The following is a 24,007-nucleotide window of genomic DNA, read 5'->3' on the forward strand; positions in this document are numbered from 1 at the left end:
AACCCAGAGTGTCAGTGCATCGTTCCATCGATGATTCGATATTTGCCGATGCAGCTAGAGCGAATCAAAGTTTCCTGTCGGGGGCAAGCTGTTTATGCTCCCGGCTGGCGTCAGCCTCCCGATGTCCCCTTGTTTTGCATATCCGTCAGGCTCTTTTCGATAGTGGGCATGAAATTGGTCACCATCGTTTCGACGCCTTTCTCATTGGGGTGCATTCCATCCTCGAGCAGAAACTCCTTCTTCGTTGCTACCCCGTCGAGGAAAAACGGGTAGAGCGGCACGCCATATTTCTGCGCCAGCTTCGGATAGATCGGGTTGAATTTGGCGGCATAATCCTTGCCCATGTTGGGCGGGGCCATCATGCCGGCAAGAATGACCGAAATGCCGCGCTGCTTGAGGCGCGCCAGCATTTCGTCGAGGTTCTTTTCGGTAATGTCGGGCTCGATGCCGCGCAGCGCGTCATTGGCGCCAAGTTCAAGGATCACAAGATCGGTGCCATCGGGAACCGACCAGTCGATCCGCGAAAGACCGCCTGTGGTGGTGTCGCCCGACACGCCCGCATTCTCGATCGAAACCTCGATGCCCTTGTCGTTGAGCGCCTTTTCAAGCTGCTGCGGAAAGGCGGCGTTGGAAGGCAGCAGATAGCCCGCCATCAGGCTGTCGCCGAAGCCGACAATCCTGATCTGGGACAGCTGCTCGGTCGGCAATGCGTCTTCAAGGCCGGTCGGTTCTTCCTGCGCCTGCGCCGAAATGACGGGGCTTGCCGCCATAAAAGATGCAATCGCCGCAAAAACAGGGAGCCATGCCGGGATTGAGAGTTTGAAACACATCGTCGAAAACCCATATTTGAGGGGCTGTGGGCAACTGGCCCGCCGGACTTCTCTTCAATAATTGGCGCAACATAGGTTCAAATTTGTGGCGCGCTATTATTCATATAGGATAAAAACTGCGTGACGGAACAGGTTGTTGGCCCGATTATCGAACTTGAGAACGTTCATCTGACCCTTGGGCACGCCGCCTCGTTGGTCCACGTGCTGAAGGGCGTTTCCCTTCATATATCGCAAGGCCAGTCGGTCGGTATCGTCGGTCCGTCCGGTTCCGGCAAGTCCACGCTCTTGATGGTTCTGGCCGGTCTGGAACATGTCGATAACGGAACTGTGAAGATTGCGGGTGAGACGATCAGCCGGATGAGCGAAGATCAGGCCGCTGCTTTTCGTGGCGCCAATATCGGCATCGTGTTCCAGTCCTTCCACCTCATTCCCAACATGACCGCGCTTGAAAATGTCGCCGTGCCGCTGGAGCTTGCCGGTCGCCGCGATGCGTTCGAGGTGGCTGAGCGCGAATTGCGCGCCGTCGGTCTTGGCGAGCGGCTCACCCATTATCCGTCCGAACTTTCCGGTGGCGAGCAGCAGCGCGTGGCGATTGCCCGCGCGTTGGCGCCTTCGCCCAAAATCCTGATCGCCGACGAGCCGACGGGCAATCTCGACACTGCGACGGGTCGCCAGATTGCCGATCTCCTGTTTGCCAAGCAGCGCGAAAATGGCCTGACCATGGTGCTTGTCACGCATGATCCCGCGCTTGCGGCGCGCTGCGACATTGAAATTCCGGTGCGTTCGGGCCGGATCGAGGAACCCGCGCAGGGCGGCTCCATCCTCGAAACGCTGGCGGCAGGCGCATGAGTGCGACCAGGTCTTTCTCGCTCGCTCTCCGCTTTGCGCTGCGTGAAATGCGCGGCGGGCTTGCCGGTTTCTATATTTTCCTCGCCTGTATCGCGTTGGGTGTTGCTGCCATCGGCGGCGTCAATTCGGTGGCGCGCTCGGTCAGCACCGGCATTGCCTCGGAAGGCCAGACCATTCTGGGCGGCGATGTCAGCTTTGCGCTCAATCAGCGCGAAACAACGGCGGAAGAACGCGCCTTCATCGACAAGCAGGGCAAGGTCGCGGCAAGCGCCACGATGCGCTCCATGGCGCGCCTGCCCGATGGCTCCGACCAGTCGCTGGTCGAGGTGAAGGCGGTCGACGCCGCCTATCCGCTCTATGGTGAATTGAAGGTCCAGCCGCAGCAATCGCTTGGCTCCATGATGGGCGAGAAGGACGGCGTCTACGGTGCCGCCGTGACGCAGGATTTTCTGAACCGCATGGACCTGTCGCTCGGCGCGAGGGTTCTGCTCGGTTCGCAAGCCTTTGAACTGCGCGGCCTGATTGAGAGCGAGCCGGACCTGCTGTCGTCCGGCTTCAATTTCGCGCCGCGCTTTCTGGTTTCGCTGGATGGCCTCAGGGCTTCCGGCCTCATCCAACCCGGAAGCCTTGTCGATCACATCTACAAGGTTGCCCTGCCGGACGGGGCGACGGATGCGGCAATTGCCGAAGTGAGGCGGCAGGCCGCTGCCGATTTTCCCGATGCGGGCTGGAACATTCGTTCCCGCGCCAATGCCGCGCCAGCGCTCAGTGCCAATATCGAGCGCTTCTCGCAATTCCTGACGCTGGTGGGGCTGACGGCGCTGATCGTCGGCGGCGTCGGCGTCGCCAATGCGGTGCGCGCCTATCTCGACGGCAAGCGCGGCGTGATCGCCACCTTCAAGTCGCTCGGCGCGCCCGCGCGTTTCGCCGTGCTGGTCTATCTCGTTCAGATCATGGTGATCGGCCTGATCGGCATCGCGCTCGGGCTGATTCTGGCGGCGATCATTCCCTATGCAGCAGCAATGGCGCTTGCCGATTATCTGCCGGTCGCCGGTGGCGGCGGCTTCTTTCCGGGAGCATTGGCGCTGGCCGCCGTCTTTGGCCTCATCACCACGCTTGCCTTCGCGATCATTCCGCTTGGCAGGGCGCGGGACATTCCGGCGACGGCGCTGTTCCGCGAGCAGGGCTTTGAACAGCGCGGCCTGCCGCCGTTCCTCTATCTCGTTCTCGCCGTTCTGCTGATTGCAGCGCTTGCGGGGCTGGCGCTTTACGTCGCCTATGACCGGCGCATCGCGGCCATTTTCATCGTCTCGGCCATTGCTGCCTTCGGTGTGCTGCGGCTGGTCGCGGACGGCATTCGCTGGCTTGCCCGCCGCGTCCCGCGTGTGCGCTCGACCGCACTGCGGCTTGCGGTCGGCAATATTCATCGTCCCGGCGCGCTGACACCTTCCGTGGTGCTGTCGCTCGGCCTTGGCCTGACGCTGATGGTGGCGATTGCGCTGATCGATGGCAATCTGCGCCGACAGGTGACCGAGAATATTCCGGCCCAAGCCCCGGATTTCTTCTTTGTCGATATCCAGAACCGCGACATCGGTGATTTCACCAAACTGGTGAGCGGCATCGTGCCTGACGGCAAGCTCACCTCCGGCCCGATGCTGCGCGGGCGCATTGTGGCCTTCAACGGTAAGAATGTGCGCGACATGACCATTCCGCCGGAAGCTGCCTGGGTGCTGCGTGGCGACCGTGGCATAACCTTTTCCGATACAGTCCCCGAAAACTCGACGCTGACCGAAGGCGAATGGTGGTCTCCCGGTTACAATGGTGAACCGCTGGTCTCCTTCGCGGAGCGCGAGGGCAAGGAACTGGGCCTGAAGCTTGGCGACACGGTGACGGTCAACGTGCTTGGCCGCAACATCACCGCGAAGATCGCAAGCTTCCGTCAGGTGCAGTGGGAAACGCTGGCCATGAATTTTGTCATGGTGTTTTCGCCCAATACCTTTGCCGGTGCGCCGGCCACCTGGCTGGCGACGCTCACCATTCCCGACGGGCAGAAGAACCTTGCGCCCGATGTGCTGCGGCAGGTCACGAAAACCTGGCCCGCCGTCACCACGGTCAGCGTGACCGATGCGCTCAATGTCGCCAATGATCTGATCGGCCAGCTTGCCACCGCCATCCGCGCCGCCGCCTCCATTGCGCTTGCCGCATCGGTTCTGGTGCTGGGCGGGGCGCTGGCGGCGGGCAACCGTGCCCGCGTCCACGACGCGGTGGTGCTGAAGACGTTGGGCGCCACGCGCGGCACGCTGATTACGGCCTATGTGCTTGAATATATGCTGCTCGGGCTGGCGACGGCCCTTTTTGCCCTTGCCGCCGGCAGCGCGGCGGGCTGGTATGTCGTCGTCGAAATCATGAAGCTGAAAGCAAGCTTCCTGCCCGATGTGGCGCTGATGACGGTGGCCATGGCGCTGGTGCTGACGGTCGGCTTTGGCCTTGCGGGAACATGGCGCGTTTTGGGCCAGAAGCCCGCAACGGTGCTCAGAACCATATGAACGATTTGTAACGCAAAGGCAGAAAATAAGCTTAACCCCTTGGATCGCATGGATAATGCGGTTCGCCTTTCAAGTCGCCACATCACGTTTTTTTACAGGAACTACTTGTAGGAGAGGGCCGAAATCCCCATAATGTCAGGCAGGCATGCTGGAGTCCCGCCAGCGGCGCCTGGCGGCGGCTCGACTTTGGGAGCGCCCCGACACCGGACGGGACATGGCAAGAGGATTTAAGTCATGGCTGACTTTCGCAATATTCAGGCGCAGCAGAGGCCGGTAGGCGGCGCTCGTGCCGATGCAGGCATCGATCAGGGCCTGCGCAGCTATATGCTCGGCGTCTATAACATGATGGCTATCGGCCTGGCCGTTACCGGCCTTGCCGCATTTGCCGTTGCCGCACTCGCAACCACCACGGATCCGTCCGCAGCCGTCGCGCAGCTCGCCAACGGCAAGATGCTCACCGGTCTCGGCGTGGCGCTCTACACGTCCCCGCTTCGCTGGGTGGTGATGCTTGCGCCGCTCGCGGCAGTGTTCTTCCTGAGCTTCCGCATCGAGCGCATGTCGGTCTCGACCGCTAACGCCGTCTTCTGGGGCTATGCCGCCCTCGTCGGCCTGTCGCTGTCGTCGATCTTCCTGGTCTTCACCGGCCAGAGCGTCGTTCGCACCTTCTTTGTGACGGCTGCTTCCTTCGGCGCGCTGTCGCTCTACGGTTACACGACCAAGCGCGACCTGTCCGCGATGGGTTCGTTCCTGATCATGGGCCTGTTCGGCCTGATCCTGGCATCGGTCGTCAACATCTTCCTCGGCTCCACCGCGCTGCAATTCGCAATCTCGGTGATCGGCGTTCTGATCTTCGCAGGCCTCACCGCCTACGACACGCAGTCGATCAAGGAAATGTATTACGAAGGCGATGCTTCGGATACGCAGGGCCGCAAGATCGTGATGGGCGCGCTGCGTCTCTATCTCGACTTCATCAACATGTTCACCTTCCTGCTGCAGTTCATGGGCAACCGTGACTAATCAGCCGAAGAGTGCTTGAACGAAAGGGCAGCGGAAACGCTGCCCTTTTTGCTTTTGTGCAGGCAATTTCTGATGCATGTTGGGAAGCTCCAACATTCCCTTGCGGTTACAACATGCCCGTCATCCGTGATTTCCAGCCTGCCGATATCGAAACCATCACCACGATTTATACCGATGCCGTGCTGACCGGCGCCGGTTCCTATGAGATCGAGCCGCCGACAAGGGATGAAATGGCAAGGCGGTTTTCGGCATTCGTCGAGCAGGGCTTTCCGATCCTCGTGGCAGAGGAGGAGGGCCGGATTCTCGGCTATGCTTATGCGAGCTATTTCCGCGTCAGGCCAGCCTATCGCTGGCTTGCGGAGGACTCGATCTATATCGCTCCCAATGCCAAGGGAAAGGGCGTCGGCAAGCTTCTGCTGCGCGCGCTTATCGCGCGTATTTCCGCATTGGGCTTCCGGCAATTGCTGGCGGTGATTGGAGACGGGGAGCAGAATATCGGTTCGGTCAGGCTGCATGAAAGCCTCGGCTTTGCCCATTGCGGGCGCATCGAGGGTTCTGGCTTCAAGCACGGACGCTGGCTCGATACGGTGCTGATGCAGCTGCCGCTCAATGGCGGACGCTCAACGGAACCGGGAACGCCGCCGCTGTCCTCACCCTGAGCTTGTCGAAGGATCAGCTTTCCACGAGCTTGAGGCTCTTGTCGAACACGCGCAGCACCCGCTCCAGCTCGTGGCCGCGCTTCATGATAAGCCCGCTTGCGGCGATGACCGAATAGGCGCCCTGCTTTTGCGCCAGCTTCGGATTCTTCTCGATGCGGAAAAGCGGCATCTCGCTTGCGCGGCGAAAGATGGAGAACACGGCACGGTCGCTCAGATGGTCGATGGCGTAGTCGCGCCACGTGCCGGAGGCGACCATGCGGCCATAGATATTCAGGATTTTGCCGAGTTCATGCCGGTTGAAACTGACGGGAGCAGGCCGCGCGCGGTCGAGGGGAACGACCTTTGGCGAAGCAGACGAGGGTGATGGGGACGACGAATCCTCATTCGCTGCGCTTGACGTATCCATTTCCTTCCTTTCAGCCTTTTGCGGAGCGCCGACCGGAACCGGACAGGCTCAAAAACAAACTGCGTGCAACCGGGATCGGTATCAGCAAGGGTGGTGAAGCGAACCGGATCGGCGCATGACAACAGGGTGATGCTTTTGTGAAGCAATTTCAAGGGGCGCTTCCGCGAGCCTGTTTTTGCATGCGCTTATGGCTCGAACGAAGCCCCCAATAAATAGGGATTAGCCGCTACGAGCGGTCATTCACGAAAAGAGAATGGGTGTTTGCAATGGTGATTGTTGGCCACATTTTCGCCTTGTCAGCTTCGCATTGCAGCCTGATTATGGCTTCAGCATCTATACGTTGCCTGAGACGGTTCGGTTCGGGCAAGTCCGACCCCAAGCCCCCCGCCCAAAGGACCTGCTCGGACCGAACCAACCTTTTCCGGCTTAGAGCGCATCCCGAAAAGTGTGAAACGGTTTTCGGATAAGATGCGCGCCGAAGACTTAGAGCGCATCCCGAAAAGTGTGAAACGGTTTTCGGACAAGATGCGTGTCAAAAACAAAGGTTAGAGCGCTGACCTGATTCAATCAGAGATCGAAACGTGCTCTAAGCTGAATCAACGGCCCTGCTAGGCCTCACGCCTTTCTCCGCTGAACTCCCTGGAAGAAAAACATCGCCAAAGCGCGCCTTGCTGCGTTCAGCAACCGGCTGCCTACAGGCCGACCGGCCTTGTCTGCTTGAACATTGCTGCGCCATGTATGGAGCCGAGCGAATTGTCATCGCGGGTTTCCTGAAGCACCACGGCACAGCCTGATACATCCTTGCGCTTCAGTTCCGAAGCCGGAATCTCGATCTTCAGCGCCTTGCCGTCCCACATGCCGATCGTGGCGGTATCGCTGACCGTATTGCGATAGGTGACGGCTTCACCCGCATTTTCCCCTTCCGTGATCGGGATCGTCACCGAATCGCGGAAATAGAACAGGACCACGTGCACGGGCGCGTCGGGCTTCTTGCCCGCGCCGATATCGATGGACAGGCGCCCGTCATCGAGCTGCGTGATCGAAACCGGCACATCCAGCTTGTTGGCCGCGATCTGCGTCTTGATGGCTTTGCTGTCGCGGCCATTCACTTCGGCAGTACCGTTGATGACGGCTTGCGGCGTATAGATCATGCGCGCATTGAAGGAATTGCGATAGGCGTTCTGCCGGTCGGTGTTTTCCTGGCTGGCAAGGGTGTCGCGCCAGCCCATATAATCCCAGTAATTGACGTGGAACGACAGCGCCAGGACATTGGGATCGTCGGCATATTTGGCCAGGTTGCGGTCGGCCTCCGGGCAGGATTTGCAGCCCTGGCTGGTATAAAGCTCCAGAACGGCGGTTTTCTTGCCGCTGTCCTGTGCCTTGGCAAGCCCCTGCATGGAGATGCAGCCGGTGAATGCCAGCCCCAGAACGGCACAGATGCTACGCCAGCCGGGCAGATGCTCGCCTGCAAGCCATGGACCTGTCCCGTATAAAGGGGGATGGAGTATCACTTCGTTTCATCCTGCAATAATTGTCGCTGACATCTATTATGTAAGAAGTTCTACAATCAATAGGAATTCACGTTGCAGTGAGAGCCTTATCCGGCACAAAAAAGCCGCCGGAGAAATCCGGCGGCTTTTTGATTTTCAAACTGATGCCGATTAAGCGGCCAGATCGCGCAGAACGGTCTGCAGAATGCCGCCGTTCTTCATGTAGTCCAGCTCGTCCAGCGTATCGATGCGGCAGATGAGCGGAACCTTCTTCACCGTGCCGTCGGCATAGGTGATGGAGGCTTCGACCTTCTGGCGCGGACGCACATCGGCAAGGCCTTCGATGGTGACGATTTCGTCGCCCTTGAGGCCCAGCGTCTGCCAGCTCGTGCCTTCCTCGAAGACGAAAGGCACAATGCCCATGCCAACGAGGTTGGAGCGGTGGATACGCTCGAAGGACTGTGCGATGACGGCCTTGACGCCGAGCAGGTTGGTGCCCTTGGCAGCCCAGTCACGCGAAGAGCCGTTGCCGTATTCGACGCCTGCGAAGACGACGAGCGGCACGCCCTCGGCCTTGTACTGCATGGCAGCATCGTAGATCGAGGTTTCTTCCTTCGACGGATAATGGATGGTGTAGCCGCCTTCACGTCCGTTTTCGCCCAGCATGTGGTTGCGGATACGGATGTTTGCGAAGGTGCCGCGCATCATCACTTCATGGTTGCCGCGACGCGTGCCGTACTGGTTGAAGTCGGCGACGCCGACGCCATGGTCGAGCAGGTACTTGCCAGCAGGCGACTGTGCCTTGATCGAACCGGCAGGCGAAATGTGGTCGGTGGTGATCTTGTCGCCGAAGAGGCCGAGGATACGAGCGCCCTTGACGTCGCCGATCGTGCCGGCCGACTTGCCCATGCCGACAAAGTAAGGCGGGTTCTGCACATAGGTCGAATTGTCGTCCCATGCATAGGTCTGGCCCGCAGGAACCTGCACGGCCTGCCAGTTTTCGTCGCCCTTGAACACGTCCGCATATTTTTCCGAGAAAATCTTGCGGGTGACGTTCTTGGCGATGAAGTCCTGGATTTCCTGTGAGGAAGGCCAGATGTCGCGCAGGAACACCGGATTGCCGTCCTTGTCTTCGCCAAGCGGCTCCTTGGTCAGGTCCTTGGTGACCGTACCGGCCAGAGCGTGGGCGACGACGAGCGGCGGCGAGGCGAGGTAGTTAGCCTGAACGTCCGGCGAAACGCGGCCTTCGAAGTTACGGTTGCCGGACAGGACGGCAGCCGCGATCAGGCCCTTTTCGTTGATCGTCTTGGAGATCGGAGCCGGCAGCGGACCGGAATTGCCGATGCAGGTCGTGCAGCCGAAGCCGACGAGGTTGAAGCCGAGCGCATCGAGATCCTTCTGCAGACCGGCAGATTCAAGATAGGCGGCAACGACCTGAGAGCCAGGCGCAAGCGACGTCTTGACCCAAGGCTTGGTCTTCAGGCCCTTGGCAACGGCGTTGCGAGCCAGAAGGCCAGCAGCAATCAGCACGCTCGGGTTCGAGGTGTTGGTGCAGGACGTGATGGCGGCAATCGCCACATCGCCATGGCCGAGGTCATAGTCTTCGCCTTCAACGGCATAACGCGCGGTCTGGCCGGTGGTCTTCTTGTACTCGTTTTCGAGCGAGGTTGCGAAACCCGAAGCGATGTTTTCCAGCGCGATGCGGCCTTCCGGACGCTTCGGACCGGCCATCGACGGAACGACGTCGCCCATGTCGAGTTCGAGAATGTCGGTGAAGACCGGATCGGCTGCACCCTTTTCACGCCACATGCCCTGCGCGCGGCAATAGGCTTCGACCAGTTCGATGCGATGCTCGTCGCGGCCGGTGGTGTTCATGTAGTTGAGCGTTTCGCGGTCGACGGGGAAGAAGCCGCAGGTCGCGCCATATTCCGGGCCCATATTGGCAATGGTTGCGCGGTCGGCCAGCGTCATGTTTTCAAGGCCTTCGCCGAAGAATTCGACGAACTTGCCGACGACGCCCTTCTTGCGCAGCATCTGCGTGACGGTGAGCACGAGGTCGGTCGCGGTCACGCCTTCCTTGATCTTGCCGGTCAGGCGGAAGCCGACGACTTCCGGCAGCAGCATGGAAACCGGCTGGCCGAGCATGGCCGCTTCAGCTTCGATGCCGCCGACGCCCCAGCCCAGAACGCCAAGGCCGTTGACCATGGTGGTGTGGCTGTCGGTGCCGACGCAGGTGTCGGGATAAGCGACGGTCGCGCCGTCTTCTTCCTTGGTCCAGACGGCCTGGGCCAGATATTCGAGGTTCACCTGATGGCAGATGCCGGTGCCGGGCGGAACGACGCGGAAGTTCTGGAATGCCTGCTGGCCCCACTTGAGGAAGCGGTAGCGTTCGCCGTTGCGCTGATATTCGAGGTCCACATTGGCCTTGAATGCGCTTGGATTGCCGAATTCGTCGACGATGACCGAGTGGTCGATGACCAGATCGACAGGCACCAGCGGGTTGATCTTTTCCGGATCGCCGCCGAGCGCCTTGATGCCGTCGCGCATGGCTGCAAGGTCGACGACGGCGGGAACGCCGGTGAAGTCCTGCATGAGAACGCGCGCCGGGCGGTAGGCGATTTCCGCGCCTGCGGAGCCACGGTCGTTCAGCCACTTGGCAACAGCTTCGATGTCCGACTTCTTGACGGAGCGGTCGTCCTCGAAGCGGAGCAGGTTCTCCAGCAGAACCTTCATGGAGAATGGAAGCTTGGAAACGCCTTCGAGGCCATTCTTTTCGGCTTCGGTCAGGCTGTAATAGACATAGTCCTTGCCCCCTACGGTGAGGGTTTTGCGGCATTTAAAGCTGTCGATGTGCGACACTGCGTTCGTCCTTATGCTGCTGGCCGGAAAACCAGGACGAACGCCTAGGCTAGCGTTTCAAGGACGCGCCAAGGTGCGGGTGCAGTCATTTCCGCTGTCCGTCCCGAAGCCTGCGTCCTTAAGGGCAACAGGTTGAGATCGGCCAAAAATGGTTTCCACGCCGACCGCTGGCGTGGTAGCCCTCATATAGAGAGTTTTCTAAAACGATTCCAGACAGAATATCGTGAATTCGGCCCCTTGCGGCGAAATGTTGCGATGCCTTTGCGTAGATCTTCCGGGCTTCCGGTTCTATTGGTCTGGCGCTTATCCATTGGGGCTTAGAGGGTATAAAATGCGGCTGGAAGCCGAAAATCTGGCGGGCGAAAGGGGCGGCGAAACGATTTTCGCGGGCCTTTCTCTTGCGCTCGGTGACGGCGAGGCGCTGGTGGTGACCGGCCCCAACGGCTCCGGCAAGTCCACGCTTTTGCGAATCATCTGCGGCCTGCTTGCCCCGCAAGCGGGGAGGGTGGAACTCACCGACGATGGCGTGGCCGTGCCGGTGCGCGCCGCCTGTCACTATCTCGGCCACCAGAATGCGATGAAGCCCGCGCTCAGCGTGCGGGAAAACCTGTCCTTTTGGCAGAATTTCAACGGTGCGGCGCAGATGGAGATCGATGAAGCGCTGGAGGCGGTGGACCTTCCCGGCGTGGAGCATCTGCCGTTCGGCTATTTGTCGACGGGGCAAAAGCGCCGTGTTTCCATCGCCAAGCTTCTGGTCAGCCACCGTCCGCTCTGGATCGTCGATGAACCGACCGCCGGTCTCGACAAGGCGTCGGAAACCCGCTTTGCGGAAATCATGCGCGGCCATATGCGGGAGGGCGGCATGATCGTCGCCGCAACGCATATTCCGCTGGGCTTGGATGCAGTTTCAGGGAAAGTGGAAACCGGTTTCCCGTCCGAAACTGCATTGGAAAGAAGTATTGGCGTGCGTGCGCTCGACATGGCCGCTTATTCGCTTGAGGTCGCCTGATGCTGGCGCTTTTCCTGAGAGACTTGCGCCTCAGCTTCCGCGCCGGTGGCGGCGCGCTGATCGGCATATTGTTCTTCCTCGCGGTCATTGCCGTCATGCCTTTCGGCGTCGGGCCGGACCTCAATCTTCTGGCACGCATCGGTCCCGCCATGCTGTGGATCGGCGCGCTGCTGGCAACGCTTCTGGGCCTCGACCGGCTGTTTCAGGCCGACCGCGAGGACGGCTCGCTCGACCTGCTGCTGATCGGCGCGGACAGTCACATGCTGGCCTTCACGGTTTTTGTGAAATGCGTGGCGCATTGGGTGGCAAGCGTGCTGCCGCTGGTGATCGCATCGCCGATGCTGGGCCTGTTCATGAACATGGATGCATCGGCAATCGGCGCGACATCGCTGACGCTTCTGGTGGGAACGCCTGCCATCGCCTTTATCGGCGCGGTGGGTGCGGCGCTTGCCGTGGCGCTGCCGCGCGGCGGCCTGCTGGTGTCGGTGATCGTTCTGCCGCTCACCATTCCGGTGCTCATTTTCGGTGTATCAGCTTCGCAAGGGGCGACGGTAGACAACGCGCCCTTTCTGGCGCCATTCCTCATTCTTGCTGCACTCACCCTGTTCTTTGCAGTCCTCGGGCCGCTCGCTGCAAGCGCGGCGCTCAAAAGTTCGGCGGATTGAAAAGTTCGACCGATTGACGCAGTTGATTTCGGTCAATTGAACGGCACGGGGGGGACAGGTAAATAGAGGCCATGGAAAAAGACATGACCAAAGACGCCGTTAAAACCACGAGCTGGCTTGATCTGGCCAATCCCACGCGGTTCCTTGCTTTTGCGGGCAAGGTCTTGCCTTGGCTGGCCGTGCTTTCCGCGCTGCTGCTGGCGGCTGGCCTCTATATGGTCTTCTTCCAGTCGCCGGAGGATTATCAGCAGGGCATGACGGTCCGCATCATGTATATCCATGTGCCTTTCGCATGGCTTTCCATGATGTGCTACTCGATCATGGCCGTTTCAGCGCTGGGCACGCTGGTCTGGCGGCATCCGCTGGCCGATGTGTCGATCCGCGCCGCCGCGCCGCTGGGCGCCGTCTTCACCGCGCTTGCGCTGGCCACCGGCTCGCTCTGGGGCAAGCCGATGTGGGGCACGTGGTGGGTGTGGGATGCGCGGCTGACCTCGGTCTTCGTGCTGTTCCTGATGTATCTCGGCATCATCGCGCTGTCGCGCGCCATGGATGATCCGGCAAAGAGCGCCAAGCCGGTGGCCGTGCTCACGCTGGTCGGCTTCATCAACATCCCGATCATCAAATTCTCGGTCGACTGGTGGAACACGCTGCACCAGCCGGCTTCAGTGTTCCGCATGGACGGCCCGACCATCGATGCGTCCATGCTGCGCCCGCTTTTCGTGATGGCCATCGGCTTCTCGCTTCTGTTCTTCACGCTGCACATGATGGCCATGCGCAATGAAATCTGGCGTCGCCGCGTGGCGTCGATGAAGAAACTTGCCGCACGCAGCGCAGATCGTAATCTCAAGGCGCAGGAGGGCGCAGTATGAACCATCTTGGCTTCGTTCTCGCCTCCTATGGCATCACGCTTGCGGCGCTTGCCGTCACCATCGGCTGGATATTGATTGATCAGCGCATCCAGAAAAACGAATTGAAGCGGCTTGAAGCGCAGGGCGTGCGCCGCCGTTCCGCAAAATCCCCCGGTAAGGCACAATGACCGAAACGACCGAAAAGCCCGTCGCGCCGAAAAAGCGCTCCACCTGGGTTGCCCTGCTGCCGCTGGCGATTTTCGTCGGGCTGGCGGCGGTGTTCGCGGTCCAGCTTCTGTCGGGCAAGGACAATACGACGATACCGTCCGCGCTGATCGGCAAGCAGGCCCCGCAGACCAACCTGCCGCCCGTCGAGGGGCTGGCGCGCGATGGCGCGCCTGTTCCGGGTCTCGACAGCGAGGATTTTAAGGGCAAGCTGACGCTGGTGAATGTCTGGGGATCATGGTGCGTCCCCTGCCGTCAGGAACACCCGCTCTTGATGGAAATCGCCAAGGACGAGCGCATCCGCGTGGTTGGCCTCAATTACAAGGACCAGCCCGAAAATGCACGCCGCTTCCTCGGCGATCTCGGCAATCCGTTTGCAGCAGTCGGTGCCGACCGCGCCGGACGCTCAGCCATCGAATGGGGCGTCTACGGCGTGCCGGAAACCTTCCTCGTCGATGAGACAGGCAAGATCGTCTACAAGCATGTCGGGCCATTTACCGCGCAATCCGTAAATGAATTTGGCAAAATGATGGAGAAAAAGTTCTTCTAGTTAGATAATTCCCGGCAATTGCTGTGGTGTAGCCAATCTTTGTAAGCTGCCATAAGCTGCTTTTGCTGCAGCTAGCTTTTCAGCGGTTGCTTTTTCTGGTTTTCGTCGAGCAGTCTCTTCCCAAGCATCATCTCGATTTAAATGCTCTTCCAAGAATAAATAAGCTGCAGTTGCAGCAAGCTCTAATTCAACGGCGCCCACATCAATTGCAGCACGAATAAATGATGCGCGTTCTCCAGTTGCAGCCTGATTATCTTTGCTAGAGAAGACAGAATACCAACCGCCCCAGCTAGTGCGCTGTTCTTCTTCGCTGATAAGTTTTACACCTACAGCTAAACTTAATGCTTCTGCAAGATCTTCACTGAACGGGCCGTAATGCTTATACTCGAAATGAAACTCATTTAAAAACCCCGCGAGCTGCAAAAGGTAAGTCACCTTTTGGAAACGAGTGCGCCCAACAATCTTGCCGCCTGCATCCGAGATGATGGCGGCGACGCTTTCGTGCAATTTGTAATCAGACATGTTCGTTCTCCCCGAATCCGCTCTTTAATATGCTTAAAATCGCTTCGCGTCCATCGGTGTCGTCACGGTTGAAATAAACACGGGTCACTTCAAATGTTTGAGCTTCGGATACAACCGATGATAACCGGGCCATATCCTCTGTATTGTTTTCTTGCTTAATTAATATCTGATTTAGTGGGTTTTGTGTTTCCTCGTCTTTTTTGTAGGGAAGTCTTTTGCTTTCATCGATGAGTATAGGGCTGCCATTTGTCCTACTGCGTTGATTTGAAAATTGTTTTAATTTATTAATTATATTCTTAATTTCTATTGTAATTTGAGCTTCGCGATGCGCTCTATCGTCTGATGTCATCGTGGGTTTGAGTGGATGATTAGCAGTCACCTTTTGACGAATATCAATGCACTTGAAAAGGTTTCTAGCGTGTAAATGTTTAGCAATGCTTGAAAGAGATTTATCTGGTGCCTCTAAAAGCATTGGCAGGGATCCCCAAAAGACAGTGTCATCAAGTTGAAGAGCATTGTCTAGATTTTCAGGATTCTTGAAGAAGTTTATAAGAGGATGATTAACAGGTAATCCTGTTTTGCTTGCGTTATCGTCTTTCACTAAAGTGTGAATTCTTAATAAGATATGCGAAAAATAATTTTTCTATACCACGTGTTGTCTTATGAAGGTATACGTTTGGGTATAATTGAAATAGTGACATTACATAGTGTTCTGCGGCGTGATATGCTTTGGGACCGAGTACTAATGTTTCTATTTCGCCTGTTTTCTCGCTGTCTGAATGTGTAGTGATACGCTCCACTTCTAAGTTTGCTAATATCCATGCAACGTCCACACTACTTCCCTGAACGCCAGTCATGAGGCGATCTCTTTGCATATAGTCCAATCGATCCGCGTCGAACTGGCTGGAAATCGCTGAATTGAACAGATTGGTGGGTGATTTGCTTTTTATAACATCAGCAACTTCGTCAGCGAAGTGAGAACCGAATTCTTTATTCAGCTCCCCTGCAATTTCTGATTTTCTAATTAGGGCATCACTGACGTTTTCGTGGATAGCCATTGTTAAATTAAGCTGTTTGCCCACCTCCTCGAAAGCGTGGCTAAACATGCCGTGACCAACATCATGTACAAGCGCGGCAGCTACCGCAACCGCACCTTGATATTGGTTGTTTTTTGTCCGCTGGATAATTTTAACTAGTTGCCTCGCCAGATGAAACACACCTAGCGAGTGTGCAAGCCGAGAATGTGTAGCACCTGGAAAAACGAAATCGGAGAAGCCTAATTGCCGAATCCGTCTTAGCCGTTGAAAAGGTTGCGTCTGAATTACGCGCCATGCAGTATTATCAACCTGATCATTTAGGTGAAATTCAATAAGATTATGTAGTGGGTCTCGAATACGTTGAGACTTTTTGTTCACAGTTCGCCCCCGCTGGCTGAAGATACGTTCAGACAAGTATCTCCAGCCAATCAGGAAATCAATCCGGCAGTTTCCGTACCGCGCCCTTGGCGGCGCTGGTTGCCATGGCGGCGTAAGCCTTCAAGGCGGTGGAAACCTTGCGCTTGCGTTCCTCGGCTGGCTTCCAGCCCTTGGCGTCCTGCTCGGCGCGGCGTTCTGCCAGCGTTGCATCGTCCACAGCCAGATGAATCTTACGGTTCGGAATGTCGATATCGATGATATCGCCTTCGCGCACCAGCCCGATCGTGCCGCCTTCGGCTGCCTCTGGCGAGACGTGGCCGATCGAAAGGCCCGATGAGCCGCCCGAGAAGCGCCCGTCAGTGACAAGCGCGCAAGCCTTGCCCAGCCCCTTCGATTTCAGATAGCTGGTCGGGTAGAGCATTTCCTGCATGCCGGGGCCGCCGCGCGGGCCTTCATAGCGGATCAGCACGATGTCGCCCGGCTTGATCTTGCCGTTCAAAATGCCGAGCACGGCCGAATCCTGGCTTTCGAAGATGCGGGCAGGGCCAGAGAATTTCAGGATGGAATCGTCAACGCCCGCCGTCTTCACGATGCAGCCGTCTTCGGCCAGATTGCCGTAAAGCACGGCCAGACCGCCGTCCTGACTGAAAGCATGTTCCTTGGAGCGGATGACGCCCTTCTCGCGGTCGGTATCAACATGATCGAAACGGCGTTCCTGAGAGAAGGCAACCTGTGTCGGGATGCCGCCGGGAGCAGCCGAATAGAACTTGTGCACCATTTCGCTGTTGGTGCGCGTCACGTCCCAATGGTCGAGCGCCTTGCCCAGCGTTTCGCTGTGCACGGTCGGAACGTCGGTGGTCAGCAGGCCCGCGTGATCGAGCTGGCCGAGAATGCCCATGATGCCGCCCGCATGGTGCACGTCTTCCATATGCACATTGGCGACGGCTGGCGCGACCTTGCACAGCACCGGCACGCGGCGCGACAGGCGGTCGATATCGGCCATGGTGAAGTCGATTTCCGCTTCCTGCGCGGCGGCGAGAAGATGCAGGACCGTATTGGTCGAACCGCCCATGGCGATGTCGAGCGTCATGGCGTTTTCAAAGGCCGGGAAGCTCGCAATCGAGCGCGGCAGCACGCTCTCGTCGTTCTGCTCGTAATAACGCCGCGCGAGATCAACAACCAGATGACCGGCTTCCACGAAGAGGCGCTTGCGGTCGGCATGGGTTGCGAGCGTCGAACCGTTGCCCGGCAGCGACAGGCCGAGCGCTTCGGTGAGGCAGTTCATCGAATTGGCGGTGAACATGCCCGAGCACGAACCGCAGGTCGGGCAGGCGGAGCGTTCGATGGCCTTGACCTGATCGTCGGAGTAGTGATCGTCGGCGGCGGCAACCATCGCATCAACGAGGTCGAGCTTCTTGACCTGATCGTCCCAGACGACCTTGCCTGCTTCCATCGGCCCGCCGGAAACGAACACGACCGGGATATTGAGGCGGAGCGCCGCCATCAGCATGCCGGGGGTGATCTTGTCGCAGTTGGAAATGCAGACCATCGCATCGGCGCAATGCGCATTGACCATATATTCGACCGAGTCGGCGATGAGCTCGCGCGACGGCAGCGAATAGAGCATGCCGTCATGGCCCATGGCGATGCCGTCATCGACCGCGATGGTGTTGAATTCCTTTGCCACGCCGCCAGCGCTTTCGATTTCGCGCGCGACGAGCTGGCCGAGATCCTTCAGGTGCACGTGGCCGGGCACGAACTGGGTGAACGAGTTCACCACGGCAATGATCGGCTTGCCGAAATCCTCATCCTTCATGCCGGTGGCGCGCCATAGGCCGCGCGCGCCGGCCATGTTGCGACCGTGGGTGGTTGTACGCGAACGATAAGGAGGCATTTTCAAACCTTTTAGGAACTATTCTAATTCTAACCGCTATGACAGAACCGCCCCCGCTGAGCAAAGCGCAAATTGCCCCATATTGTCCCATTTTATGAGGGAGGCGGGACCATTCGCAGGCTTGCGGACAACGGAAAGGGTTCCGGCGTGCGACAGCTTTCGCAGGCACAGACAAGGCAATCTAGCACGTTGCAGTCATAATGCAAAAGATTTTGCGTTGAAAACGTAACGAAATTGCTTGGCGTTACGATGGGGTGCTGGCCATGGCGGCGTCGAGCAGGGCGTTTGCGGTTTTCATCCGCTGTTCGGCGGCGGGGCGGAACTCTTCCGGCAGGCGGTCTGGATGGTTGCTGGCGGCAAAGCTACGGCGCCGCTGCTGAAGTTCGGCCCGCTTCAGGCCGGGGCGCAGGTCGAGCTCCTGACGGATCGCATCCGGCGACTGTTTCTTCATGCGTGCTTCCATCGCCTGTCTTTCCCGGGCGGGTTCGGGCTCGGGCAGGGGGTCGACATCGAACAGGCTTTGCAGGTCGTCCGGCTGGCGCGATGTTGCGGGCGCATCGCCAAATCCTGCGGAAAAGACGGCGGAAGCAAATCCGAATTGCGGGCCGCGGCTGTCGTTCGCCAGGCCTTGTTCAGCCTCGACTTCCTTCAGCACTGTCGCGAAATCGGGAAAGGTTGGCCGCATCCTGCCTCATCATGCCATGTGCGAAGCCAGGGCGGAGGCCAGCGCGCGCGTCAGCACGGAGGGCGGGATCGGCTTCTGGAAAACCGGCACTTCCGGGTAACGGTCCGCCAGACGGGCGGGCAATCCGCCGCCGGTGTGGATGACCACGAAGACATCGCGGCTTTTCAGCCGGTCCAGCACCGCTTCCACATCGCCATCGGCAAGGTTCACGTCAAGAATGGCCGCGTCGACTTCGTTGCGGTTGATGATGTCTATCGCCTGCCGGACGGTGCCGACGGGACCAAGAACGGTTCCGTTGGCATCCTCGACAGTCGCGGCGACGTCAAGGGCGACGAAAACCTCGTCTTCCACCACCAGTACCCGCCGCTGTCCAAGATCGTTCATCACTGGTCTCGCTGCCTCCTTTTTGAGGTAAGCCCTTCACGCAGGAAATGCGCGAGCGCAAGCAGAGGTTCCTTTCGCCGACATGATAATGCGCGAATGGTGAATCAAATCTTTACCCGGCCTGCCGCCGGTCCGGGAGCGGTGTCAGAACGCAGTGAAGGTCAGCGTCGTCAGCGAGCGAACGATGTTGGGAATGTCGAGGACGTTCTTGGCAATGAACTTGCCGATATCCTGATCCTCGGCAATGTAGATCTTGGCCAGAAGGTCGAACTCGCCGCTGGTGGAATAAAGCTCGGAAACGATTTCGCGCTGAAAGAGTGTATCGGCAACTTCATAGGTCTTGCCGGGCGCACACTGCAATTGCAGGAAAACGGGCTTCATGTCTCTTCCTTTCGCGACGGGACCGCGTGATGCGCATGATAGTGCATATTACGGCAGCGTTTGCAGGTTACAAACACGGACCGCCCGACGAAATCAAGAGCGAAAGCACGACGGAACGCGCGATATTCGGTCTGGCATCCTCTCTGATGGCGCGCCGCCCGTCCTCATACGGCTGTTTCATAGAAATGTTTTAATTTACGTAATTGTAATTTTCTTGAGAGGGCGCGATAAGGCTTCTTCCCAAAGTTGTGGCTCGCGCGCATTATTTATATGAAATTTGTTCTTCCTGCCGTTCTGCTGCTCTTCTCGCTCGCTTTTTTCACAGCGTGGCTTTCCGATCGCGGGCGCCGGTTTCTCGTGCCGTATGGCGCATGTTTCCTGCTGATTGGCATTGCCATGCTGGTCCAGCTTGGCAATGTTCCTGCGGATGAGAATCTGAACACGGTGCTTTCCGCCGCATTCTATGTGGGCGGCGCGCTGGCTGGCGGCTATGGCATCCTGCAGCGAAGCGGCTTGCGCCTTCAGCCCGCCTTCTATGCATTGAGTTTCGCGCTCATCGTCGGCGGCGTCTGGTATTACTGCTACGTCAAGCCGGATCTTCTGTCGCGGGTCTATGTGCTCAATCTGGGGATGGCGACCTTGATTCTCTCGTTCGCATGGCGAGCGCGGCGGCTGTTCAGGGGGCCGCTGGTGGACAAGTTGCTGGGGGCGATGCTGGTTCTGGTGGCGCTGCATTTCCTGCCGCGCACGTTTTTGACCGCAGGTTCCCTCCTTGGCAATGTCAATGATGACGATTTTACCCGGACCGTCTTCTGGCAATGGACGGTGTTTTCCACGGCCGTTGCGGCGGTTCTGACCGGGTTCGCCCTGCTGGGGGCAGCCGGCTATGACCGTATCACCGAGCTTTCGCGTGAACGCGACAGCGATCCGCTCACAGGGCTTCTCAACCGGCGTGGTCTGGAAATGCGCTACAACGCGCTTTCGCACACAAAAAACGGCCAGTCGGGCTGGGTCGCCGTATGCGATATCGACTACTTCAAGGCGCTGAATGATGCCTATGGCCACGCGGCAGGCGACGCTGTGCTGCAAGAATTTGCAGGAATCCTGCGCAAGCTCCTTGGCGAGCGGTCATTGATTGCCCGCACAGGCGGTGAGGAATTCGTGATTTGCGTCCATGAGATGCAGGCCGATAATGTCTTCCAGCTTCTGGAAGGAATACGCCGCAATATAGAAGGACATCCTTTCCAGTGCCTGCCGAAGGAAATCAACGTCACATGCAGCATCGGCTGTGTCCGCCTGACCGAGCAGGGCGATTTCTGGCAGACGGTCGACAAGGCTGACAAGATTCTCTACGCCGCCAAGAAAGGCGGGCGCAACCGAACCTATGTGGAAGGGCTGGTCCGCAGCGGGACGGGGGAGTAGCCTCCTGTTGGCCAGCGATAACTTTCCAGTGATAATCCAGACATCGCTGTAAAAGATGCGTATTATTGCTATCGAAAATATGAGCGGTTGAGGAGTTCCCGAAAATCCGATGAAATGCATGTCTGTTGTGTTGCCTGCGTCCGCCCTTGCCGGTTTCCTTTCCTTCGGCATGGCGGTTGTCCCCTCCTTCGCCATGAATGCCTCCGAAAAGGCCCAGCTTGAAAAGCTCGACCCGGCGACCCGCCTGGAGCAGCGTTGCGACGTGGAAGCCATGGAGCGCATCACGCGGGAACAGGGCAAGTTTTCCGTCGACAAGGTTCTGGCCTACGCCTTTTCCGATCCGGTGACCAAGAAGAATTCCATCAAGGCCGATGGCGCGGCATTCCGCAGCCATGAACACTGGTACAGGCTGTCCTTTGTCTGCAAGGCGGACAAGGATCACATCAACATCGTTTCCTTCCGCTACGACATTGGCGATGAAGTGCCCCAGGACGAGTGGGACAAGCATTATCTCGTCCCCTGATCCGTTTCCGGGCTATTCCTCCGAATCGTCTGCGCGGCAGGCGGAAAGCAGCGTCACTTCCTTGGCCGTGTGATCGGCTTCGAGGTGGCTCAGTACCGCCTGACCGTCATTGTCGCTCCAGCGATAGCTGTCCTGTTCGTCCACGGCGACATATTTCTTGAGATTGTCGTGCCATTGCAGCGCGATCATCTTGCCTTCGGCATCGATGACCGCAAAACCGGGCCCGCTGCCGTTGCGGATATAGGTGGCAGGCACGACGATCCCGCGTTCGCAGATATAATCGACCCGTTCGATCGGGTTTACCTCCTGAGCCTGCGCGTAGACAGAGGATGCCAGCACCAATGCCGGACCCGCAGTCACGAAAAGCGTGCCTATATAGCGTTTGCCAAATGCCATGATGAAAATCCTCTGGTCAGCCAATCATCGGGGAAGAATAGCTCTTAGACGGCGTGGTTCAAGTGGGATGGGGCAGCGCCCGAAGCGCTTGCAAACGAAAGCGAAAAAATATTCGCCGTCCCATGAAGTTTTCGTGCAACCGAAACAGGTTTCGCCCGTTGTTAGCCTGCTGGTCGTCAGACCGGCGGAGGCCCGGACCAATACTTGCCCCCCGCAACCCCAGTTCGGGCCTCACCCATTTGGGGCATCGCGCATGCTGAACAGCGGCTTCTCACAGCAAAAAGATCGTTATTTCCGAAATTCTTGGGGTTGTTTTCAAGTAACTCTTTCACGTATATCAAAAATCCGCCGATTGATGAAATATTATAATATCGAACGCGGTGATTTTCCATGACGATCAATATCATGCTTTTCTTTGCCGCTGTCGGTTTAATCCTTTTATGTTTCAAATGGAGAAAGACGGGTACTGTACTGATTGGCCTTGCAATCATTCTTTATGGCGCGATTGCTTCAGGATTGGGCCCGGATTACCTGATGAACCGCCTGCAATCGCCCTATTCGTCGCAATTGCAGACGCCGCTTGAAGACAATACCGCCTTCATCATCTTCGGCATGGGAACGCAGGTCGTTGACGAGCGCGGCCAGAAAGCGGTCAAGCCGCTGGCCTTCTCCTATGCTCCGCTTCTGGCGGCAGCCGCCATGAACCGCCAGTGCGTCGACAAGGGGTTCAGCTGCAAGTTCATCGCCAGCGGCGCGGATGTGAGCGGAACCGGCGTTTCCGAGGTCGCGGCCATCGCCGCGCAGCTTGAAAAGGTCGGGATCGATCCGGCTTCCATCCTGCTTGACGAAAAGAGCCGCAACAGCTGGCAGAATTCCAAAAACACGGCTGCGATCCTGCGCGAGATCAGACCGGCCAGGGTCGTACTGTTGCAGGCCGCGCCCATGTTGACACGCGATCTTCTTTATTTGGCGCATTTCGGCGTGAAGCCCGAGCCGGTCGCCGCCGGTTTTCTGACGGGCTCCCATACCAACATGTCTTCAACCGCCCTGTATTTCCTTGTGACGGATGTGGCGCTTCACGAGCAAATCGGTCTCTGGCGCTACACGTTTTACAATTTCATGGGCTGGAACGAGCCGAGGCAGTCTGAGCTTGAACTGGCCACGAGCGGCACGCCGGCGCTTTCCGTCAAACCCGCGTCGGCCCAATGAGTGAATGATGCTATCGCCGGTATGTTTCGACCTGCCGGTGAAAAAATTATCCTCGAAATCTCCTTAAAACTGCGCGGATTTTTCGAAGTCGTTTCAAATAACGACCGGCTTGTGGCATCCTGTCGTCAAAGAGCTCTGATACTGTCTTGACCAATGAAACATGGAGGCGGTCATGAAGATATCGAGATTTTCGCTCACTCTGGCGGCATTGGTAGCAGCCGTTTCGCTGGCCGGAACGGTTGGGCAAAGCTTTGCCGACCAGACGCTTCTCAACGTGTCCTATGATCCGACGCGTGAACTCTACAAGGATTACAACGCCGCCTTTGCCGCCCACTGGAAGGCGGAAACCGGCGAAACCGTCACCATTCGCGCCTCCCATGGCGGGTCGGGCAAGCAGGCGCGTTCGGTGATCGACGGCATCAAGGCCGATGTGGTCACGCTGGCGCTCGAAAGCGATATCGACGCCATTGCCGCGCTGTCGGGCAAGATCGACAAGGACTGGCGCAAGCGCCTGCCCAATAATTCCGCCCCCTATACCTCCACCATCGTTTTCCTCGTGCGCAAGGGCAATCCCAAGGGCATCAAGGATTGGGGCGATCTGGTGAAGGATGGCGTCGAGGTCATCACGCCGAACCCGAAGACGTCCGGCGGCGCGCGCTGGAACTACCTCGCCGCATGGGCCTGGGCCCACAAGCAATACGGTGGCGACGAGCAGAAGATCAAGGATTACATCGGCGAGCTGTTCCGTCATGTGCCTGTCCTCGACACGGGCGCGCGCGGCGCGACGACCACATTCGTGCAGCGTCAGCTGGGCGATGTGCTGCTTGCCTGGGAAAACGAAGCCTATCTTTCGGTCGCGGAATTTGGCGAGGACGCCTTCGACATCGTCGTTCCGCCGCAGTCGATCCTGGCCGAGCCGCCGGTCGCGGTCGTGGACAAGAATGCCGAGGAAAACGGCACCACCAAGCTGGCGCAGGCCTATCTCGAATATCTTTATTCGCCGGAAGGACAGGCCCTTGCCGCCAAGCACTTCTACCGTCCGTCCAAGCCTGACGTTATTCCCGCCGACAAGCAGCGCAAGTTTCCCGACTTGACGCTGGTGACGATCGATGATCCCATTTTCGGCGGGTGGGCCAAGGCGCAGCCCTATCATTTCGGCGATGGAGGAACCTTCGACCAGCTCTACAAGCCCGGTAAATAAATAAAGAGGGAACAAACCAGCG

At 58.2% G+C, this 24,007-nt stretch carries 25 protein-coding genes; 13 read left to right on the forward strand and 12 right to left on the reverse strand.

The window, feature by feature from the left end; genetic code table 11:
- Positions 1-110: 110 nt before the first annotated feature.
- Positions 111-830 (reverse strand): arylesterase, encoded by a 720-nt coding sequence (locus AC0TNJ_RS14555; RefSeq protein WP_122002999.1) that lies wholly within the window; start codon positions 828-830, stop codon positions 111-113.
- Positions 831-950: 120 nt separating this feature from the next.
- Between AC0TNJ_RS14555 and AC0TNJ_RS14560 the strand changes: the two genes are divergently transcribed.
- The 4 genes from AC0TNJ_RS14560 to AC0TNJ_RS14575 all read left to right on the forward strand — a co-directional run bounded on the left by AC0TNJ_RS14560 (position 951) and on the right by AC0TNJ_RS14575 (position 5,901).
- Positions 951-1,679, forward strand: a complete 729-nt coding sequence (locus AC0TNJ_RS14560; protein WP_122003000.1) for an ABC transporter ATP-binding protein — start codon at positions 951-953, stop codon at positions 1,677-1,679.
- A complete protein-coding gene (locus AC0TNJ_RS14565) occupies positions 1,676-4,225 on the forward strand; it encodes an ABC transporter permease (RefSeq protein ID WP_473771487.1) in 2,550 nt (849 codons plus the stop codon). Before AC0TNJ_RS14560 ends, AC0TNJ_RS14565 begins: the two co-directional genes overlap by 4 nt.
- A gap of 234 nt (positions 4,226-4,459) precedes the next feature.
- Complete coding sequence (locus AC0TNJ_RS14570) at positions 4,460-5,242, forward strand: Bax inhibitor-1/YccA family protein (RefSeq protein ID WP_122003002.1); 783 nt, start codon at positions 4,460-4,462, stop codon at positions 5,240-5,242.
- A gap of 113 nt (positions 5,243-5,355) precedes the next feature.
- Complete coding sequence (locus tag AC0TNJ_RS14575; RefSeq protein ID WP_473771488.1) at positions 5,356-5,901, forward strand: GNAT family N-acetyltransferase; 546 nt, start codon at positions 5,356-5,358, stop codon at positions 5,899-5,901.
- Between the two features lie 13 nt (positions 5,902-5,914).
- Here AC0TNJ_RS14575 and AC0TNJ_RS14580 read toward each other — a convergent pair whose 3' ends face one another.
- The 3 genes from AC0TNJ_RS14580 to acnA form a co-directional block, all read right to left on the reverse strand.
- A complete protein-coding gene (locus AC0TNJ_RS14580; RefSeq protein ID WP_122003004.1) occupies positions 5,915-6,307 on the reverse strand; it encodes a DUF2794 domain-containing protein in 393 nt (130 codons plus the stop codon).
- A gap of 692 nt (positions 6,308-6,999) precedes the next feature.
- Positions 7,000-7,734 (reverse strand): DUF1223 domain-containing protein, encoded by a 735-nt coding sequence (locus AC0TNJ_RS14585; RefSeq protein ID WP_473768970.1) that lies wholly within the window; start codon positions 7,732-7,734, stop codon positions 7,000-7,002.
- Between the two features lie 234 nt (positions 7,735-7,968).
- Entirely contained in the window at positions 7,969-10,656 is a 2,688-nt protein-coding gene (gene acnA / locus AC0TNJ_RS14590) for an aconitate hydratase AcnA (RefSeq protein ID WP_122003006.1), read from the reverse strand.
- Between the two features lie 331 nt (positions 10,657-10,987).
- Here acnA and ccmA point away from each other — a divergent pair, with 331 nt between their 5' ends.
- The 5 genes from ccmA to AC0TNJ_RS14615 all read left to right on the forward strand — a co-directional run bounded on the left by ccmA (position 10,988) and on the right by AC0TNJ_RS14615 (position 13,953).
- On the forward strand, positions 10,988-11,665 hold the full coding sequence (gene ccmA, locus AC0TNJ_RS14595; protein ID WP_122003007.1) for a heme ABC exporter ATP-binding protein CcmA: 678 nt from the start codon (positions 10,988-10,990) through the stop codon (positions 11,663-11,665).
- Positions 11,665-12,330, forward strand: coding sequence for a heme exporter protein CcmB (gene ccmB / locus AC0TNJ_RS14600; RefSeq protein WP_122003008.1), 666 nt, complete (start codon positions 11,665-11,667; stop codon positions 12,328-12,330). The genes ccmA and ccmB overlap by 1 nt, the downstream gene beginning before the upstream one ends.
- 83 nt (positions 12,331-12,413) lie before the next feature.
- On the forward strand, positions 12,414-13,199 hold the full coding sequence (locus AC0TNJ_RS14605; protein WP_473768948.1) for a heme ABC transporter permease: 786 nt from the start codon (positions 12,414-12,416) through the stop codon (positions 13,197-13,199).
- Positions 13,196-13,366 carry a heme exporter protein CcmD gene (gene ccmD / locus AC0TNJ_RS14610; protein ID WP_122003010.1) on the forward strand — a complete coding sequence of 57 codons (171 nt, stop codon included), beginning with the start codon at positions 13,196-13,198 and terminating at the stop codon, positions 13,364-13,366. Before AC0TNJ_RS14605 ends, ccmD begins: the two co-directional genes overlap by 4 nt.
- A complete protein-coding gene (locus AC0TNJ_RS14615; protein ID WP_473771489.1) occupies positions 13,363-13,953 on the forward strand; it encodes a DsbE family thiol:disulfide interchange protein in 591 nt (196 codons plus the stop codon). Before ccmD ends, AC0TNJ_RS14615 begins: the two co-directional genes overlap by 4 nt.
- On the opposite strand, the gene AC0TNJ_RS14620 is transcribed toward AC0TNJ_RS14615, so the two are convergent.
- The 7 genes from AC0TNJ_RS14620 to AC0TNJ_RS14650 all read right to left on the reverse strand — a co-directional run bounded on the left by AC0TNJ_RS14620 (position 13,954) and on the right by AC0TNJ_RS14650 (position 19,234).
- A complete protein-coding gene (locus AC0TNJ_RS14620; RefSeq protein ID WP_473771490.1) occupies positions 13,954-14,475 on the reverse strand; it encodes a hypothetical protein in 522 nt (173 codons plus the stop codon).
- Positions 14,468-15,076 (reverse strand): hypothetical protein, encoded by a 609-nt coding sequence (locus AC0TNJ_RS14625; protein WP_473771491.1) that lies wholly within the window; start codon positions 15,074-15,076, stop codon positions 14,468-14,470. Before AC0TNJ_RS14625 ends, AC0TNJ_RS14620 begins: the two co-directional genes overlap by 8 nt.
- Entirely contained in the window at positions 15,063-15,926 is an 864-nt protein-coding gene (locus AC0TNJ_RS14630; RefSeq protein ID WP_473771492.1) for an HD domain-containing protein, read from the reverse strand. The genes AC0TNJ_RS14625 and AC0TNJ_RS14630 overlap by 14 nt, the downstream gene beginning before the upstream one ends.
- A gap of 22 nt (positions 15,927-15,948) precedes the next feature.
- Complete coding sequence (ilvD, locus tag AC0TNJ_RS14635; RefSeq protein WP_122003013.1) at positions 15,949-17,784, reverse strand: dihydroxy-acid dehydratase; 1,836 nt, start codon at positions 17,782-17,784, stop codon at positions 15,949-15,951.
- A 244-nt stretch (positions 17,785-18,028) separates the two neighbouring features.
- Positions 18,029-18,469: a hypothetical protein gene (locus tag AC0TNJ_RS14640; protein ID WP_473771493.1), complete on the reverse strand. Its 441-nt coding sequence runs from the start codon at positions 18,467-18,469 to the stop codon at positions 18,029-18,031.
- 9 nt (positions 18,470-18,478) lie between these two features.
- Positions 18,479-18,853, reverse strand: a complete 375-nt coding sequence (locus AC0TNJ_RS14645; RefSeq protein ID WP_122003015.1) for a response regulator — start codon at positions 18,851-18,853, stop codon at positions 18,479-18,481.
- A gap of 144 nt (positions 18,854-18,997) precedes the next feature.
- Entirely contained in the window at positions 18,998-19,234 is a 237-nt protein-coding gene (locus tag AC0TNJ_RS14650) for an Lrp/AsnC ligand binding domain-containing protein (protein ID WP_122003016.1), read from the reverse strand.
- Positions 19,235-19,504: 270 nt separating this feature from the next.
- Here AC0TNJ_RS14650 and AC0TNJ_RS14655 point away from each other — a divergent pair, with 270 nt between their 5' ends.
- Positions 19,505-20,656 carry a GGDEF domain-containing protein gene (locus AC0TNJ_RS14655; protein WP_473771494.1) on the forward strand — a complete coding sequence of 384 codons (1,152 nt, stop codon included), beginning with the start codon at positions 19,505-19,507 and terminating at the stop codon, positions 20,654-20,656.
- Between the two features lie 109 nt (positions 20,657-20,765).
- Positions 20,766-21,179 (forward strand): DUF930 domain-containing protein, encoded by a 414-nt coding sequence (locus AC0TNJ_RS14660; protein ID WP_473768942.1) that lies wholly within the window; start codon positions 20,766-20,768, stop codon positions 21,177-21,179.
- A 12-nt stretch (positions 21,180-21,191) separates the two neighbouring features.
- Here the strand turns inward: AC0TNJ_RS14660 and AC0TNJ_RS14665 are convergent, their stop codons facing one another.
- On the reverse strand, positions 21,192-21,575 hold the full coding sequence (locus tag AC0TNJ_RS14665) for a hypothetical protein (RefSeq protein WP_122003017.1): 384 nt from the start codon (positions 21,573-21,575) through the stop codon (positions 21,192-21,194).
- Between the two features lie 390 nt (positions 21,576-21,965).
- Between AC0TNJ_RS14665 and AC0TNJ_RS14670 the strand changes: the two genes are divergently transcribed.
- Together AC0TNJ_RS14670 and AC0TNJ_RS14675 are read left to right on the forward strand one after the other, a co-directional pair.
- Complete coding sequence (locus AC0TNJ_RS14670; RefSeq protein ID WP_473771495.1) at positions 21,966-22,784, forward strand: YdcF family protein; 819 nt, start codon at positions 21,966-21,968, stop codon at positions 22,782-22,784.
- A gap of 172 nt (positions 22,785-22,956) precedes the next feature.
- Positions 22,957-23,985, forward strand: coding sequence for a sulfate ABC transporter substrate-binding protein (locus AC0TNJ_RS14675; protein ID WP_122003128.1), 1,029 nt, complete (start codon positions 22,957-22,959; stop codon positions 23,983-23,985).
- Positions 23,986-24,007: the final 22 nt, after the last annotated feature.

The organism is Ochrobactrum sp. PL_is483 (assembly GCF_055816855.1).

Bases quoted from the DNA above. Each gene is read 5' to 3' on its own strand.
- AC0TNJ_RS14650 (WP_122003016.1), bottom strand. From the start codon at position 19,234: ATGAAGCCCGTTTTCCTGCAATTGCAGTGTGCGCCCGGCAAGACCTAT.
- AC0TNJ_RS14665 (WP_122003017.1), bottom strand. From the start codon at position 21,575: ATGGCATTTGGCAAACGCTATATAGGCACGCTTTTCGTGACTGCGGGT.
- ccmD (WP_122003010.1), top strand. From the start codon at position 13,196: ATGAACCATCTTGGCTTCGTTCTCGCCTCCTATGGCATCACGCTTGCG.
- ccmA (WP_122003007.1), top strand. From the start codon at position 10,988: ATGCGGCTGGAAGCCGAAAATCTGGCGGGCGAAAGGGGCGGCGAAACG.
- AC0TNJ_RS14620 (WP_473771490.1), bottom strand. From the start codon at position 14,475: ATGTCTGATTACAAATTGCACGAAAGCGTCGCCGCCATCATCTCGGAT.
- AC0TNJ_RS14575 (WP_473771488.1), top strand. From the start codon at position 5,356: ATGCCCGTCATCCGTGATTTCCAGCCTGCCGATATCGAAACCATCACC.
- AC0TNJ_RS14570 (WP_122003002.1), top strand. From the start codon at position 4,460: ATGGCTGACTTTCGCAATATTCAGGCGCAGCAGAGGCCGGTAGGCGGC.
- AC0TNJ_RS14615 (WP_473771489.1), top strand. From the start codon at position 13,363: ATGACCGAAACGACCGAAAAGCCCGTCGCGCCGAAAAAGCGCTCCACC.
- AC0TNJ_RS14655 (WP_473771494.1), top strand. From the start codon at position 19,505: ATGAAATTTGTTCTTCCTGCCGTTCTGCTGCTCTTCTCGCTCGCTTTT.
- AC0TNJ_RS14645 (WP_122003015.1), bottom strand. From the start codon at position 18,853: ATGAACGATCTTGGACAGCGGCGGGTACTGGTGGTGGAAGACGAGGTT.
- AC0TNJ_RS14580 (WP_122003004.1), bottom strand. From the start codon at position 6,307: ATGGATACGTCAAGCGCAGCGAATGAGGATTCGTCGTCCCCATCACCC.
- ccmB (WP_122003008.1), top strand. From the start codon at position 11,665: ATGCTGGCGCTTTTCCTGAGAGACTTGCGCCTCAGCTTCCGCGCCGGT.
- AC0TNJ_RS14670 (WP_473771495.1), top strand. From the start codon at position 21,966: ATGACGATCAATATCATGCTTTTCTTTGCCGCTGTCGGTTTAATCCTT.
- ilvD (WP_122003013.1), bottom strand. From the start codon at position 17,784: ATGCCTCCTTATCGTTCGCGTACAACCACCCACGGTCGCAACATGGCC.
- AC0TNJ_RS14605 (WP_473768948.1), top strand. From the start codon at position 12,414: ATGACCAAAGACGCCGTTAAAACCACGAGCTGGCTTGATCTGGCCAAT.
- AC0TNJ_RS14640 (WP_473771493.1), bottom strand. From the start codon at position 18,469: ATGCGGCCAACCTTTCCCGATTTCGCGACAGTGCTGAAGGAAGTCGAG.
- AC0TNJ_RS14675 (WP_122003128.1), top strand. From the start codon at position 22,957: ATGAAGATATCGAGATTTTCGCTCACTCTGGCGGCATTGGTAGCAGCC.
- AC0TNJ_RS14555 (WP_122002999.1), bottom strand. From the start codon at position 830: ATGTGTTTCAAACTCTCAATCCCGGCATGGCTCCCTGTTTTTGCGGCG.
- AC0TNJ_RS14565 (WP_473771487.1), top strand. From the start codon at position 1,676: ATGAGTGCGACCAGGTCTTTCTCGCTCGCTCTCCGCTTTGCGCTGCGT.
- AC0TNJ_RS14660 (WP_473768942.1), top strand. From the start codon at position 20,766: ATGAAATGCATGTCTGTTGTGTTGCCTGCGTCCGCCCTTGCCGGTTTC.